General features: G+C 51.0%; 14 protein-coding genes. 9 read left to right on the top strand and 5 right to left on the bottom strand.

Features of this window, described 5'->3' with window-relative positions:
• The first annotated feature begins 17 nt into the window (after positions 1-17).
• The 7 genes from ACR0MS_RS20035 to ACR0MS_RS20005 all read left to right on the top strand — a co-directional run bounded on the left by ACR0MS_RS20035 (position 18) and on the right by ACR0MS_RS20005 (position 5,373).
• Positions 18-317 (top strand): hypothetical protein, encoded by a 300-nt coding sequence (locus tag ACR0MS_RS20035; RefSeq protein ID WP_353390958.1) that lies wholly within the window; start codon positions 18-20, stop codon positions 315-317.
• Positions 318-617: 300 nt separating this feature from the next.
• Entirely contained in the window at positions 618-980 is a 363-nt protein-coding gene (locus ACR0MS_RS20030) for a hypothetical protein (protein WP_353390956.1), read from the top strand.
• A gap of 55 nt (positions 981-1,035) precedes the next feature.
• Positions 1,036-1,650, top strand: coding sequence for a hypothetical protein (locus ACR0MS_RS20025; protein ID WP_480577985.1), 615 nt, complete (start codon positions 1,036-1,038; stop codon positions 1,648-1,650).
• A gap of 400 nt (positions 1,651-2,050) precedes the next feature.
• Complete coding sequence (locus tag ACR0MS_RS20020) at positions 2,051-2,182, top strand: hypothetical protein (RefSeq protein WP_480577982.1); 132 nt, start codon at positions 2,051-2,053, stop codon at positions 2,180-2,182.
• Positions 2,183-2,344: 162 nt separating this feature from the next.
• Positions 2,345-2,989, top strand: a complete 645-nt coding sequence (locus tag ACR0MS_RS20015; RefSeq protein ID WP_480577979.1) for a hypothetical protein — start codon at positions 2,345-2,347, stop codon at positions 2,987-2,989.
• 19 nt (positions 2,990-3,008) lie between these two features.
• Positions 3,009-4,442, top strand: coding sequence for a hypothetical protein (locus ACR0MS_RS20010; RefSeq protein WP_480577976.1), 1,434 nt, complete (start codon positions 3,009-3,011; stop codon positions 4,440-4,442).
• Complete coding sequence (locus tag ACR0MS_RS20005) at positions 4,432-5,373, top strand: metallophosphoesterase family protein (protein WP_480577974.1); 942 nt, start codon at positions 4,432-4,434, stop codon at positions 5,371-5,373. Before ACR0MS_RS20010 ends, ACR0MS_RS20005 begins: the two co-directional genes overlap by 11 nt.
• Here ACR0MS_RS20005 and ACR0MS_RS20000 read toward each other — a convergent pair whose 3' ends face one another.
• The gene (locus ACR0MS_RS20000) at positions 5,374-6,099 is read right to left on the bottom strand and encodes a DUF4956 domain-containing protein (protein WP_480577971.1); all 726 of its coding nucleotides are present in this window, start codon (positions 6,097-6,099) and stop codon (positions 5,374-5,376) included.
• A gap of 215 nt (positions 6,100-6,314) precedes the next feature.
• Between ACR0MS_RS20000 and ACR0MS_RS19995 the strand changes: the two genes are divergently transcribed.
• Positions 6,315-7,247: an SdiA-regulated domain-containing protein gene (locus ACR0MS_RS19995; protein ID WP_480577968.1), complete on the top strand. Its 933-nt coding sequence runs from the start codon at positions 6,315-6,317 to the stop codon at positions 7,245-7,247.
• Between the two features lie 88 nt (positions 7,248-7,335).
• On the opposite strand, the gene ACR0MS_RS19990 is transcribed toward ACR0MS_RS19995, so the two are convergent.
• From ACR0MS_RS19990 to ACR0MS_RS19975, 4 genes are all read right to left on the bottom strand, one after another.
• Positions 7,336-9,414: an autotransporter family protein gene (locus ACR0MS_RS19990; protein WP_480577965.1), complete on the bottom strand. Its 2,079-nt coding sequence runs from the start codon at positions 9,412-9,414 to the stop codon at positions 7,336-7,338.
• A 534-nt stretch (positions 9,415-9,948) separates the two neighbouring features.
• Complete coding sequence (locus tag ACR0MS_RS19985; protein ID WP_480577962.1) at positions 9,949-10,875, bottom strand: DMT family transporter; 927 nt, start codon at positions 10,873-10,875, stop codon at positions 9,949-9,951.
• Positions 10,876-11,117: 242 nt separating this feature from the next.
• Positions 11,118-11,567 (bottom strand): hypothetical protein, encoded by a 450-nt coding sequence (locus ACR0MS_RS19980; RefSeq protein ID WP_480577959.1) that lies wholly within the window; start codon positions 11,565-11,567, stop codon positions 11,118-11,120.
• Positions 11,568-11,575: 8 nt separating this feature from the next.
• Positions 11,576-12,517, bottom strand: coding sequence for a tetratricopeptide repeat protein (locus ACR0MS_RS19975; RefSeq protein ID WP_480577956.1), 942 nt, complete (start codon positions 12,515-12,517; stop codon positions 11,576-11,578).
• Positions 12,518-13,023: 506 nt separating this feature from the next.
• Between ACR0MS_RS19975 and ACR0MS_RS19970 the strand changes: the two genes are divergently transcribed.
• Positions 13,024-13,326: a hypothetical protein gene (locus ACR0MS_RS19970; RefSeq protein ID WP_480577952.1), complete on the top strand. Its 303-nt coding sequence runs from the start codon at positions 13,024-13,026 to the stop codon at positions 13,324-13,326.
• The last annotated feature ends 274 nt before the right edge of the window (positions 13,327-13,600 follow it).

The following is a 13,600-nucleotide window of genomic DNA, read 5'->3' as shown; positions in this document are numbered from 1 at the left end:
ACCAGAGGGAGAAGAAAATGTCTAACAAGATGGTGATGATTGCAGGCGCGACATGTTTCGCACTGCTTGTAGCCTGCGACGATACGAGTACATCAAGCGCGTCCGCCGAGCTCACGCCGGCTCAGCAGGCGTGTTTGCGAGATGTAGCCAACACGACGAACAATTCGCAAGTCGTGGTGCTCTCATCCGCGTTTAGCGAGGCGGGAACACAGGTCACAGTCGGCGTTGGCGAGGATCGTGCTCCTTGGAATTGCATTGCTTACAGTGATGGCGCGACAGCTGGTATCGAGTTCCTGGGCGACGAAGGCGCATTGTGACCTGTCTGCTGCGTAGCTGAAAACGGCTGCGCAGCACTGGCTTGATCTGCTGAGGCTCGACTTGGTTTGTAGAACCACCATCATCGTATTCGCGGTCCTGTACCTGTTTGCGTTAGTTGCGTTCTTAACGGGCACATTTGGCTGGTTGGGACAGGAACGAGACCCTTTGTCCGGAGTGTTCCTGCTGCCGTTGGGACTACCTTGGATACTTGTGGCGGACTTGGTCTCGGAGGCAGCCAAGCCGTGGTTCGCGGCGCTTGCACCGGCTCTCAACCTTTTGGTGCTGGTCTTGATTTGTAGATGGGCACGCAGTTTGCGGCAGCAGTGAAGGCTGAGCTCGTTCTCACCAACAGGGAGAAAAAAATGGGGAAAGTGATCTTGGGAATTGTGATCGGGCTCGTCCTCGGCGTGGTTGGGGCGATGACCTTGGGTGGCGGGGCCGCGGTGGGTGTCGGCGTTGCGACAGGCTTGTCCGCCGGTGTCTGCACCACATTGAAAGGAGCACAAGCTGAGAACCTTATCACCGCCGAGCAAGCGGATCAGATCCTCAACCGCGTAAATTCCGAAATGGCGTCACTGCAAGGAATTGAAACGACGGACGAGATCGTCGGCAGCGCGCAGGCATGCGATGAATTTCTGTCAAAGTTACGAGACGCGAAGTGAAGTTCCACTTTGTACGGAACAAAACTCTAAGGATCAGCCAGCAAGGGACCATCGGATGAAATTCGCTGTACTCAAATTCCTCGCACCGATGTTCGCAATCGCAGGCACGGCTTCTTTTGCAATGTCTGAAGCAGACGACGCGTGTATCGATCATTTGCGACAGGTTGGAGGACCAGACGGTCAATCAGGTACGATTGAAAGCTCAGAGTTCTCAGAAGCGGGCACGCTCGTCATGCTACGAGACGCAGGCGGAACACTTTGGCGCTGCATCGCGTACAAGGATGGAAGCATCGGCGAGATGTCGGTTGTCGAGGCGATGGATGATGGCGGTGGAGCCATGGCGGGCGCCGCCGGTTCTACCGGTAGCCAACGTGTCAAATTCGATGCTGGCTCCACCGGCGCAGAACTCGTTGGTGACCTCGCGCCCGGCGCCTCTCAGCAATATGTTCTGGGTGCCAAAAACGAACAGTTCCTCTACGTCCGCGTTGCTCCGCGAAATGGCTCCTTGGACTACGTTATTCGTAACCCCGACGGTTCTGAACTGTTGGGATTGATGTCGGCGGACAAGGAGTATCGAGGACAGCTTTGGCAATCTGGTGATCATGTCGTGGAGGTTATCAATCGCAGCAACTCTTCCGTCAGCTACAACGTAATTTTCGGAATTGAATAGGTGATCAATCAGAAACCCCGAAACGTTTCCCCCAAAAAGCTAGGAAAAACAGATGAAATCCAAAGTACTATTGGTGATAGGCACGATGTGCATTTCTGCGCTTGCAGCATGCGATGAGAGTAGCGGTTCGGTAGATGCAAGTGCACCAACTGTGGGCAGCTCTAGCGATCTTTCGTCATTTGAAGGCGCAAGAGCGGGCCAAGCTGAAATGGGTATTCAAAGTCTCGGATTTGAACTCATCCGAAGCGAAGGGCTGACCTCGTACTGGTTTAACAAGGATACTGGTGCCTGTGCTCGGATCACGACATCCGAGGGAAGGTACTCAGATGTAGCTATGCTGCCATCAGGTGACTGCTGACACATTTCCATCGATCCCAAATCTGAAAGAAGGAGCTCACACTTGCATTTCGACCTGGCACATGCGGCGGTCATCATTGCCGCTCTAGTTATCACAAACATGGCATTGAAATCGGCAGGCGTGATCAACGAAGAAAACAAGCACCAATGGAACTGGAAAGTTGTTCTAGCCTAACTCGTGGTCGTCGTTATCATCAATCTGGTGTGGCCCATTTAAAGTTTCATAACGTTAAGTTAACCGCCCACTTGAAATGGTTATCGTGAACCAGCCCTTCCGAGAGTATATCAGGTCGGAAGAGTGTAACCATCAAGTGCTCAAGAATAGGAAGGAGCTGGCATGCGGTTTTTGATGTCCCTCATATTCATTGGTGTTCTCGCAACCGCTGCCAATTCTGACGTGACCAGTCGAAACGGTGGCCCAAGCGACAGTCAATTGCTTTCAAATGGTAGCAACGGCGGCGTTGATGGTGTCGCTTTCTTTCGCCCAGTCTTAAGCGGAGTATTGTATCGCTCTGGTTTCAAAGGCGGCGACAAGGAGCGAACAGGCCTAAGTGAAGGTCAACGCGAAACTCTATGTGGTGAAGGTTTCTCAATCGGGTTTTATGCCGACTTTGGCAAAAACACTGAATACGGTCGCACCAGTTGTGGAAACGGATCCTTTGACTATCAAAGCGCCAGATCCTCCCGACCCGGTGCTATCATGGCGTCCATACACGAGGTAATTGAAAACCCTGGAAAGGGCCCTGTTCTGGTGCACTGCATGTGGGGCGTTCATTCCTCAGGTGCATTGTCGGCTATGGCGCTCGTTCAGTTTTGCGGTTGGACAGAAGAAAGGGCCAAGGAATATTGGAATGATGCCCGAAACGGAGCCCCTTGTTCAGGCGGGTGCGACCAGTGGATTGACTCAAAATTCTCCAACTTCAGTGTCGACCCAAAATTGAAGATCTCCAACGAGCAACAGGCAGCGATTTGCCCCAAATGATATTGGGAGGACTATCCAAATGAAGTTCAACCTTTTGGGGTCACTTGTTTTCATTGCACCCACTGCCTTGTGGGCGAACGACGATGTTCTCGGTGAAGCCACGACATTTGATAGTCCCAACGGCGTTACTGAACGCTGTATTCGGATCGAAAAAGTTCCAACGGGCGAGTATAAGAAAAGCGATCTTGAGGAAGAAACGGCCTATTGCGAGATCGATTTCTATGCCTCCGAAATTGCTATTTGCCCAAAAACCTGGAGCACCAGCCCAGGAATGGCAGTCTACGATATTTCAGAAGGACCCTACACGGGGAACCGTTTTGAATTCGAGAGAAACGCTTGCAAAGAGGGGAAGTCCGCAAAAGATCTGGCCAAGGACAGAGTGGCCAAGTTCAAGTCCACAATGAACCAAAAGGGCACCAGCGGAACGTTTTCCACCTCGTCGCTGCTTTACTATCATTTCTCCAGATTTTTCGACGCGACTGTCAAAGTTCCAGTCGCCGTTTGGCGTAGCATGGACGCCCAGGCGCATTTTTCCGAAGTCGCAGAGCCTGGCCTTGCGATTTCTGGTGGCTCTCATGGCGGGCGCATGAACCACGAAGGCTGGCGGGTCTTCGCAGCTGCGGATGCTGACCCGAAATCATACCAGCCAACCGACGATCTATTCACCGCGGATCTAACGCAAATTTACGGTGTACTGCTTGATAGTCCTGGGCATCGATACGGCTCGGAAATCAACGGCACCCGCAAGTCTGGTTGGGGGAAAGGCCAAAACCGTGATTTCCAGGAAACGCCTGCTTTCTTGGCTTTGCGTTCCTCAAAACCCCTGCCAGAGGCTATTGAAGAGGGCGTTAAAGAAGGCCGAAGAGACCGGATGATCAACAAGGATCTCGGCCCCGATGTCAGTGACCAACAGATGGCATTTTGGATGCAAGAACTTACCGAGATTGTTCTACTCGACTTCATCTTCAGCCAGCAGGACCGTGTAGGAAACATAGACTTCACACCCTATTGGTATTGGGTCGAAGACGGAAAGCTAAAACATAAGAAAACGAAGCACCATCAGCCGAACGATGGAGATATTCCCGCCGACGCATTATTGATCCGTCGCAGCAATCTAAACGACAACGATGCTGGCGGGCGTGTCGAGTATGCCAACTTCGCGAAATCTACTCAAATGCTGGAGAAAATGCGGCACTTCTCTCCAAGTACGTATCGGCGCTTGGTTGCATTGAATAGTGACCTTCAGTCCCAAGGCCCGGTCTATGACTGGTTGTCGCAAAGCTTTGGATTGTCAGACAGTCAGATTGTACAAGTTGTCAAAAACACTGCGCTGGCAACGTCCATCCTCCAGAGCAATTGTTCTAGTGGTGATTTGATGTTCGACTTGGATCCTGTCGCATTCTTTTTGAGAAACGACACCGAGGTAGAGGTTGTGGATTGTAATGACCCTTAAGCGTTCTGCCCTTGTTGCGGTGATCATTTGGACCAATCTGCTCGCCAGCAAAGCGGCGGCATTGGATGTCATCGTCATATCGGATTTGAACGGAAGCTACGGTTCGGTAAGATACGATACCCGCGTCGACAAGGCGATTGAGCGCATAATCGAGATTGATCCAGATCTGGTTATTTCGACCGGAGATATGGTTGCGGGACAGCGCATTCCCAACTTGTCCGACAAACAGGTCAGGGAGATGTGGAAGGCGTTTCACGAGGCCGTATCAGATCCTTTAGAGGCTGCCGGCATTCCATTTGCAGTCACGCCAGGAAACCATGATGCCTCTGCCTACCGTGGGTTCGAGCGTGAAAGAAAAATATACGCAGAGGAATGGGTTCCGAGAAAACCAGACGTCGATTTCCTGGTTTCAGATGACTACCCGTTCTTCTACGCATTTGAGATGCAGGGCATTACTTTTGCGTCTCTGGATGCAACGACACTAGGACCTCTATCCGGTGACCAGCAGGACCGCCTACAGGAACTGGGTGCAGACGGAGACCCGATTGTCACTTTCAGTCACCTCCCACTTTGGCCGTTCGCGATCCAGCGCGAACGCGAAATCATCGGTGACCCAACACTTGAAAAAATCTATCTGGAAAGCGGTGTTGTTCTGCATCTGTCAGGCCACCATCATGCCTTCTACCCCGGTTGGAAAGACGGTGTGGCTTATGTCTCTCAAGCTTGTTTGGGAGGTGGTCCACGGCGGCTTATTGGCGATAGCACCAGATCACCTCACAGCTTCACTCATGTTACGTTCCAGCCGAACGGAGAGTTTGGGATAGCAGTATATCGAGGGCCTGATTTCGAAAGGTCGGTAAACTTCAAGTCGCTCCCGAAAGAGATCAGATCCCCGAATGCGGTGTTGAAACGTTTAGACCTTGTTAAATGACTAGAGGTTGAGTTTCAGTTCAACTTTTTCAGGAACCAGATCGTTTATCATCTCTTCTATCCGAGCTTCTGAAAGTCCACCCGAGGTGATGAACAATAATGAAACGCGAGATTTTCCGGGGACGTGGTGTTTTCTGACCAGCTTCCATCCAGCGTCTGCGGCCATAGCTTCAATGGCGCCGCTGACATTCAACGAGTGCTCTTCGTCTGAGGCCTTGAGGGAAATCTCTACACCCTTGTTTCTTCCACCAAGCCAAATGAAACACCAACATACAACCGCCACCAGTGTGGCCATCAGCGGCAAGCCCAGACCGACCGCAAGACCAAGAACGGTCACGATTATCATTTCGACAGTGTCCACCGGATCATCGAGATTGGAGCGGAACCTGAGCAACGCGCCGATGCCAAAGATAACGAAACCGATCATTGAACCGTGCTGAACCACCAGAAAACCAACCGCCATACCGATAAGCGCATACAGGAAGAAAAGCCTTGGCATAACTATGTCGCGGACGCTTCTACGGGCTTTACGTCTCACCGGATGATAGACGATCAAGCCAGCCAGAATGATCGTGACGATCACATCGAGCGTGAAGAAATACAGTTCCTGTTTGCCACGAAACTGCGTCCACCGGCGTTCGATAACGATTTCCGACCCCGAAGCCCCGGCCAGCATCGTCGCAGGGTCGACTTGTGACACCGCAGCACCTGGCAACAGCAGCATCAACAACACGGTCACAAATGTGAGGGTCGTATTCAACTTGTCTTCCTTCCTGCTCACGCCAAAGGCTTACGCTTAACCAAAGGCACATCATGCCCTATTCAATTCAATCGCAACAGGCGGGATCAGGTAAAGAGATTACAGTGCATTCTTCGGACAACGTATCCGGACTGTGATACGAACGCTGATACAGGGATGTGGTCCAAGCGCGAGAGAATCCAATGACAGAAAACAGAGTGTTTTCGTCAAAAGCTGAAATTTCACGGTGTTTCTGCAAACTTAGACGACTCGCTTTTGCAGCCAGCTTGGTTGCGGCAGCCTTCTTGCCTTGGACCGATTTTGCCTGCGCCGAAAGTGCTGGTTTGGTTCTGGTCGATAAATTCAAGGTGGCAGACAAATCAGAGGGATTTTCAGAGCCTTCCGGCTTGGCAATGTCTAACGCTGAAGGCTTCTTGTGGTCTGTAAGTGATGCCGAACCTAAACTGCACCTACTCGGAGTCGACGGGGTATTGGGAAACTCTTTCAAGTTGCCAGCATTGGCAGGATCAGATTTGGAGGGTGTTGCACCTCGAAAGGATGGGTCTGTTTTGGTGCTTCAGGAAACTGATCGATCAATTCTAGTCGTTCACCCGACTGACCCCATTCAACTAACTACAATCCCTCTCACATCTCTCAAAGGCTACTCGGACGCCGCTGAATTGCTCGTCGGTAATCCTTTGAACAAGGGACCTGAGGGCATCGCCGTCGACCCGGAATCCGGGCGGGTCTTCATTGGCATTGAAGGAAAACCAAGGTTGTTAATGGTCGTATCACCAGCGCTAGACGAAATTGTTGAGATCATTCCTTTAGCCCGCGATGCAGGTTTTATCTCCGAGCGTGTAGATGATGATGAACTGGATTTGAGCGGCCTAGCATGGTCCCCGTCCTCACGTTCTCTTTGGATTGTGAGTGACAAAGGCCGTCAAATCTTCGTCTACAATCCAGAGTCCAAGTCCGTAAAGTCTATCAGTTTGAGGTTCACAGAAGATGGCAAACAAAAGGAAGTTAAACATCCCGAAGGGATCGCTCTCGATGAGACCAGAGAGCTTCTCTATATCCTGACAGACGATGCCAAGAAATCGCGGCTTTATGTTTTTAATATCCCCAAGTTTTGATCGCTAGAGAATGAAGCCCACATCGCCACAATAGCTTCCGCAAGTTATTGCAGCTAGCTTACCACTCCTCTTCGTTGGTCCAACCTAATCAGAACCGAACACTTAAGTTTGCACCGAGGCCATGCTCTTGGCCGTTGGAGCGAACTGAATAGCCATATCCTGCCGTTAGTCTGGCCAGATCAGAGATCTGATACCCTAGCCCCAGACCAAGCACGAAGCCATTTGCCCCTCTGTTTTGTCCGACTTGTGTGAACGTGCCAAATATCGGGCTCGTTACAGTGATTTCGTGCTCACTGTCTTTGTTGGCAAAGAAGTCATATTCATACCGGGCAAAGGCGATTGGGGTTAGCAAACCACTCTCTGTCAAGAAGTCGCGTTGATAATCAACTCCAATGGAAGCAACCAGGGACTCCGCGTTTGCTTTTTCAATTGAGTAGTTGAAATCACCACCGCCAGTCTCTGTGCCTGAACCTTGTTGAATACGCCCGTAGTTCAATCCAAAAACCGTAGAAACCCTTGCACCGCTGTCCAAGTTAAACAGCTTCCTTGCCTGGATACCGGCATGGATGCCCTCTTCGTCCAAATCAGACTTTGCCTCGCCTCCCGTAAAGCCATCAACGGAAGGGTTGTTCCGTTTGGCGTCCGTTTCACCGAACATGTAACCGATCAGCCCTGAGAACTCCCACGTTCCGGTTGTTGTACGCCCATAGACGCCTACGTGATAGCTGTCGGTCGAAAAGTCCTGATCGACTTGATCGTGCTCATCCATGGAGGACGTTCCGAAACCTGCATACACGCCGACCACACCTCTATTGGTACTTGCGACATCCGCTCCAACCAAAATGGTGCCCAGCGAATAGTCGAATGTCCCGAGGCCGTTACTTCCATCAACGTCCCCGCTTACATAGGCCGTGTCGATCCACCAGCGCCGATCAGAGCAGTCGATTGCGCCACTAGGGTTCTGGGCCGTGTCGATGCCGCCTGAAGCAACCGGTTGATCCTTGTTGTTGAAGCCGACCGCTTGATACTTGCGGCAATCAGCGTGGCTCAGAACTGTGTTGGTTATCAGGTCTAATTGCTCAAGCCCAATGGTCAGGTTGGAGGAATAGGGCTCGGCGTGTACACGGTTAAACCCAGCCAGGCCTGAATTGGTAAGCGTGTTTACGGCATTACCCAAGGTTGACCCATTGGTCAGATTGGTTCCGGGTGACATGTTTGTGGTGTTGGCCACCGCACCAGCCAGATTGCTGGCATTTGGCGAATTGGTAACTGCTGGGTTCTGAGGCAAGCTTGAGACCGGTTGCGCCGTGAATGCGATATCGATCTGACCATCTGTGGTCGGCGTGTTGGCTATCGTCAGATTGGACAAGGCTGGAAGAGATCCTCCTGCAACGAGCGTCGGTGAGTCTCCATCAAAACTCGAGGCTTGAAAAACCGTGTAATTGTTGCCGGCAGCATAGTCTTGCGCTGTCAGGCCGGGCCGAGCAGCTTCGACTTGTATAGTCGCGCTATTAATCCCTGTCACCCGCCCGCTGGATGACACCAAGTCAGCTTTCTGCCCGGCAGTCGGATCGACTTCACTTAAGATCCTTGACCCAGTTTCAAAGGCGATGCCGCCACTGTTGTTGAGTGTACCAATTGAAAAGCCCGGCGAAAGCACCCCCCCATTCTTAACTGTGAAGTTGAATGCGTTCACGCTTCCCGTTCCGGCCAAAGTGCCATAATTCTCAAAGTTTACGGTGTTCAAACTGCTTGCTGCATCGAGCCGAACGGTCGTGCCTGCCGCTATCGCCATGTCACTGGTTGAAGAAATCGAACTATTCGTCAGCGTGAAATCAGAAGCCTCAGCAACCCGAGTCTGAATATAGTAGGCCCCAAAAACTACTTCGGTCGCTCCCATAACGGTAAGGTTGTCATAGGTTAGCGGGCGGTCGGACTGGAAGTAGACTTCAGTGGGGTCGATATTCGCGCCGTTGAAGGGAGCGAACGTCATTGATCTGCCGGAACCAATCGAAGTTCCAATGAGGTTCACTCTGAGCTTCCCGTTGATGTTTGTTGCCAACGCTTCCCGGGATACAAAGTCTCCGCTGCCGGCGGCGACATCAACATTCAGAAGAGTTAAAACTGAAGCATTGCTGGAAACGGTATTTTGGCCAGGAACATACAACTCGATTTCACCTGAGGACGTGATCGAGGAGTTTCCAATTGTAAGTCCTGTAATGGGTCCGTTTGGGATCGGCAGACACGTGCGCTCCGTCGTTGAGATTGTTTGATTAACGCGAGTGTTTTCAGATCCGGATGAATACTCTATCCGGGGAGAACCCAATTCTACACAGGCCTGGGAACTTTGGGCGTGCGCGCTGGCGGATAGTATCAGATAAATTGAGATCGCTGAGCTGAATTCCATCAAAGTCTTGCACCGCGAAACTCGACTTAGACTTACAAGCCTACCGATTGCCATCTGCCTTATCCTCGCTCAAAAAACGTGAGTCAAATCTACCTTAAAGCCCAATGAGAAAAATTAAGTTTGTTTTGTCTTTGTAAGAAGTTTTCTGTGGCAATTGAGCAATCCTAATGAGCAAGAAGGACTACATCGGTCTCCGCGCAGTCGATTAAACTACCCGCACCGCTCCGTCGTCATCTCGTTAAACACCCGTACAGAGCTTGCTCACCTCAGAGAACGGCAGCACCCAGGCTAGTACTACCGCCTTGGTGATTTTGCGAGCACGATAGATACGTTGCGCGTCTTTCTACTCCTTGTGATCGCGATTGCGCACAGCACTAAGGCACATGCCAAAGCTTGTTGAAAAGAGATGGCTTCGCCAAAGGCAAGATATCCCACGGCAAACATCGTGGGTAATTCGATGCTTCCGACGACCGCAGTTTGGGAAGCCCCAATAACAGGTGAGCATGTCGTGTAAATAAGCTGGGGCACGAAAGCGGTAACCAGACCAATACCAACAATGAAAAGCCAATCGGATTGTTCCCTTGGGAGAAGTTCTCCAACCTCGGCACTAAGGATGAGCGGTGCGAGGCCCAGTACAGACCCAACAGAAACTGACGCGATACGTGCCAACGGCGCAATCCGTGACAATCTGTGTACCAGGACGCAAATTCCGAAGCCAAACCCAAATGGGGCGGCAAGGGATAGCAGCAGCGTTGGTAGGTATTCCGCAGCCACTGACGCAGGCGAGCCAGCAATGACAGCTGCACCCACAATCAGACCAGCGGCCAACACGGCGCGTCGCGTCGGTGCATCGCCAAACACAGCCCAAGCAATAACTAAGGTGAACACCGGATAGGTCATGTAAAGCACACCCACCGTCGATGCGGGCAGCTTCTCCAGCGCCGTTACATATCCGATCCAACCAAGCCCCATTACGGCTCCGGCGAAAAGACCCCAAGTGATCTCTCGCCATTCTTTTCGGTGCACGATGAGAACAGGAAGCAGAAAAAGAGCGGCAACAATGTACCGGTAGAATGCGACCGCATAGGGTGCAACGCCCTGTTCGGTTAGGCTGCGGCTGAAGTAGGGAACCAGGCCGAAACAGATTGAAGCAAAAAGCACACCAATAACCGCGAATGCGTAAGGGATGGATGGTCGATTTCGCGCAGATGTCGTGGCCATAATCTGTAGCTATCACCCATTTGCATCTTCGTCTTCAGAGATTCTACGAAAGAATGCTTTGTCCCGCACACCGGTCGTTCACTGAATTTTTCTGAGCGACCGCACTGAGCCCAAAGCGTAAGGAGAAGCGAGTCTCCTGTATCATTAAGCAATGGTTCATTCGCATCATTGCCAAAAGGAAAAAGGGCCGTGCTAGGGAAAATCCGACAAACAGAGGCCCTTCAGAGATCGTTACAAGCCCTCTAAGGGCAAAAAAGACGGCCCCAGAAATCATTCCTGACTTTATCTTCGAAGGACAAGTGTCTTACTTCGCTGAGCTCAAGGAGCCTATCCCCAGTATCTGAAACATGTCCAAAAAGCGTAAGCTCCACTTCCACGCCATCTTCGATGTATTGAAAATGCTGCGTTGGCCCGAACACCTGAACTGGGTCAGAGTGGATGAATACAATCTCCCCTGACATAGGTATCAAGACTTTCTCGATATAGAAGTCCGCCTCTGGTGCGATATCCAGGATCTCTCCATTCTCCCTGTGGCCATCCCACTGAACCTCGCAGAGGACCGTATCAGCGTCGATCCTCAGAACGTGTGGTTCACGGTCTCGAATGAATGGCTCTGGAGGCCAAGCCTCCTCAGCCTGGACGGAAGCGCCAATTGAACAGACCAGGGCGCACAGCTTCATAATGTTTTTCATCTCTTTCCTCAGCAGTGCTCAAAGAACCCCATGATGCACTCTTTGGCCATATGTTCGGCCTCTTTGACTTCCTCATAGGGAAGGGCAGCAGCAATCTTGTTGAGGACACTCAGGCGCTTTTCATCGTCATAACCAAAGCGAAGAGAGATGAGTAACCACATCATTCCCCTCTTCAGATCTCTGTCAACAACCTTCCCATTGGCATACATCAAGCCCAAAAGGGCTTGAGAGTTCACATTGCCTTTGCGAGCACCAATGGAGAGCCATTCACTTGCAAGCGCATCATCTTTCTCAATGGTTTCCGTTCCATAGTAATAACTAGCCCCAAGGTGATACATCGATTCAGCATGGTCAGAATTCGCAGCCTCTTCATACCAGTATAGTGCTTCATCAATGTCCTGAGTAATCTCATCAGTCTCTGGAGCTTCCAGCATGCGCGCGAGAGAGTACTGCGCCGGCAAATACCCGTCCTCTGCTAGAGCCCTGAAGTGACGAACCGCATGTTCAAAAATCCCGGCCTGATATAACTCGACGGCAAAGTGATAGGCTTTCCGCCTTTCACCTGCATCATTGATAAGGTCGTACACCTCATCAGTAATAATGACGGTTTCGTACACTCCTCCATTGACATAATCGAACGGAGAGCGGCCCTGCTTATTCTTTGCCAAGACATCTGCGCCTTCTTTGATATAAAGCGCAACAACGTCTGCGTTTGCCCCTCCATCTCGGAGGATGTGCCAGTGCAGAGGCGTGTTCCTCGCCTGCTTGTCTGGCGTGTTAACATCACCCCCGGCAAAAATGAGAGCGTCTGTGAAATACAAGGCATCTTCATCGTCCGGGTCCAACGCAGCCCAGATCAACGGCGTTCGCCCGTCCTCCATATGACCATTGGCATGCTCACCATCCGCAACAAGAGGAATAACATCAAACCCAGATTCGAGACTGAACATAAAGTCTCGGGAGCAGAGCCTGTTGCACTCGGGTGTCTGCGCATGTGCGATACCTGCAAGCACTACAAGGATAGAAAAAGGATCGTTCTTCGCATTCTTGGACCTTTGGAAAGCTAATCTGAGTTGAAATCATCTTTAGTGACCATAACAACTCACCCAACAACAAATTCCATTTCTTGAGTGTGATTGCTCTTAAAGTTATTGAAAAGACACACTTGTTCATGTCTTTTGCTCCATGCAGGCTCGCCGAATAAGCTTCTACTGCCATTCACGAGCACTGTTGGCGGGCGCAGTTTCAGGACCGAAAAAGCAATATACGGTGCTGGTGAAAATGCTGGTATTTTGCAAGACCTCGATGTCGCACAGCTTGTGCTTCAATAGCGTGAAGGAAGGAAGTTCCGATCTTACCTGACCGACTGAAAGCTTTCCTGGCAAAGCTTCGGAAGCCTGATGCCATAAAACCGTTGCCGATAAACGTTATTCTAAAGGAAACACACGGAAGACTTTTGGAACTGTCGTTCGCTGAAAGTTCACTCAAGCGGCAGAACGAAGTCTCTTTCTTGCTTGAATTTATGCTCAGCGAGTTGAGCTTGACCCAACCAGAAGCTTTGATCGAACCAAAGAATTTGGCCCATGAATTCATTTTAGCAATGATCGACAAACGCGAAGACGATGCAGCTAAACTTGAAAACGCAATTCTTCATTTGGTGCGTGGTGCTGGTCCCAGTGAAGAACAAGTATCGAGGGTCATGATGTTCATGGTTGCTCCAAACAGAGCGAATGATCTCAGCTGGTCACCTGTCGGATAAGCATCCAGCTTATGAGTTTTGCTTGTGACTTTCGCCTGAAATGCGGAGGAGATTAGAAACCTCCTCTATTATCATGTCGACTCTACTAAATGTTTCCAGGCTACATGCCGAAGACTGCCCAGACGCGTTCAATGCGCGACCTCAAGAATTGCGCAGTTCGACTTGAGCAGCCTCATCTGACTGGTCCAATTTGATTGTTAGTGCATCGTCGGCCTGTAATCCATTGGGATGATGGTTTCAGGTGCTGGCGGGCGATAGCCCAATGCACTGTGGG

Source organism: Ruegeria sp. CJ2, from assembly GCF_056536745.1.
This window is presented reverse-complemented; position numbering and strand designations above follow the sequence as displayed.

What these genes read in the sequence shown, in the direction of transcription:
- ACR0MS_RS20005 (WP_480577974.1), top strand. Translation starts at nt 4,432, where the DNA reads ATGACCCTTAAGCGTTCTGCCCTTGTTGCGGTGATCATTTGGACCAAT.
- ACR0MS_RS20015 (WP_480577979.1), top strand. Translation starts at nt 2,345, where the DNA reads ATGCGGTTTTTGATGTCCCTCATATTCATTGGTGTTCTCGCAACCGCT.
- ACR0MS_RS20025 (WP_480577985.1), top strand. Translation starts at nt 1,036, where the DNA reads ATGAAATTCGCTGTACTCAAATTCCTCGCACCGATGTTCGCAATCGCA.
- ACR0MS_RS19975 (WP_480577956.1), bottom strand. Translation starts at nt 12,517, where the DNA reads ATGTTCAGTCTCGAATCTGGGTTTGATGTTATTCCTCTTGTTGCGGAT.
- ACR0MS_RS19985 (WP_480577962.1), bottom strand. Translation starts at nt 10,875, where the DNA reads ATGGCCACGACATCTGCGCGAAATCGACCATCCATCCCTTACGCATTC.
- ACR0MS_RS19980 (WP_480577959.1), bottom strand. Translation starts at nt 11,567, where the DNA reads ATGAAAAACATTATGAAGCTGTGCGCCCTGGTCTGTTCAATTGGCGCT.
- ACR0MS_RS20030 (WP_353390956.1), top strand. Translation starts at nt 618, where the DNA reads ATGGGCACGCAGTTTGCGGCAGCAGTGAAGGCTGAGCTCGTTCTCACC.
- ACR0MS_RS20035 (WP_353390958.1), top strand. Translation starts at nt 18, where the DNA reads ATGTCTAACAAGATGGTGATGATTGCAGGCGCGACATGTTTCGCACTG.
- ACR0MS_RS20010 (WP_480577976.1), top strand. Translation starts at nt 3,009, where the DNA reads ATGAAGTTCAACCTTTTGGGGTCACTTGTTTTCATTGCACCCACTGCC.
- ACR0MS_RS19995 (WP_480577968.1), top strand. Translation starts at nt 6,315, where the DNA reads ATGACAGAAAACAGAGTGTTTTCGTCAAAAGCTGAAATTTCACGGTGT.